Source organism: Parahaliea mediterranea (genome assembly GCF_017255185.1).
Taxonomy (GTDB): Bacteria; Pseudomonadota; Gammaproteobacteria; order Pseudomonadales; family Halieaceae; genus JAFKCZ01.
Genome location: NZ_JAFKCZ010000037.1, coordinates 1 through 1,076 on the forward strand (window position 1 = coordinate 1; position 1,076 = coordinate 1,076).

Genomic DNA, 1,076 nt, shown 5'->3' on the forward strand with positions numbered 1-1,076 from the left:
TCGCCCGGCATCACCATCTCAACGCCTTCGGGCAGCTCGCAAGCGCCGGTCACGTCGGTGGTACGGAAGTAGAACTGCGGGCGGTAACCCTTGAAGAACGGCGTGTGACGGCCACCCTCGTCCTTGGACAGAATGTACACTTCGCACTCGAACTTGGTGTGCGGGTTCACGGAGCCCGGGATCGCCAGCACCTGGCCGCGCTCGACTTCCTCGCGCTTGGTGCCGCGCAGCAGGATGCCCACGTTCTCGCCCGCACGGCCTTCGTCCAGCAGCTTGCGGAACATCTCAACGCCAGTACAGGTGGTTTTCTGGGTGTCCTTGATACCCACGATCTCGATCTCGTCGCCCACCTTGATGATGCCGCGCTCGACACGACCGGTGACCACGGTGCCGCGACCGGAGATGGAGAACACGTCTTCAACCGGCATCAGGAAGGGCTGGTCGATGGCGCGCTCCGGCTCGGGGATGTAGCTGTCCAGAGTCTCAACCAGGGTTTTCACCGCGGTGGTGCCCAGCTCGTTCTCGTCTTCGCCGTTCAGCGCCATCAGCGCGGAACCACAGATGATCGGAGTGTCGTCGCCCGGGAACTCGTACTGGTCCAGCAGCTCGCGCAGCTCCATTTCGACCAGCTCTTTCATTTCCTCGTATTCCTCGGTGTCCGCACCGCCGCAGTCTTCCGCCAGCAGGTCGGCCTTGTTCAGGAATACCACGATGAAGGGAACGCCCACCTGGCGAGACAGCAGGATGTGCTCGCGGGTCTGCGGCATCGGGCCGTCGGTGGCGCCACACACCAGGATCGCGCCGTCCATCTGCGCCGCGCCGGTGATCATGTTCTTCACGTAGTCGGCGTGCCCGGGGCAGTCAACGTGCGCGTAGTGACGGTTCGGGGAGTCGTACTCCACGTGGGAGGTCGCGATGGTGATACCGCGCTCTTTCTCTTCCGGCGCATTGTCGATGCCGTCAAAGGCCACCGCGGCACCGCTGCCCCAGACTTCCGCGCACACGCGGGTCAGCGCCGCGGTCAGGGTCGTCTTGCCGTGGTCAACGTGACCAATGGTACCCACGTTGACGTGGGG

General features: G+C 64.0%; 1 protein-coding gene. It reads right to left on the bottom strand.

Features of this window, described 5'->3' with window-relative positions; genetic code table 11:
* Positions 1–1,076: elongation factor Tu (gene tuf / locus JYP50_RS21615; protein WP_241263417.1), on the bottom strand; the 1,076-nt coding region annotated here is incomplete at both ends.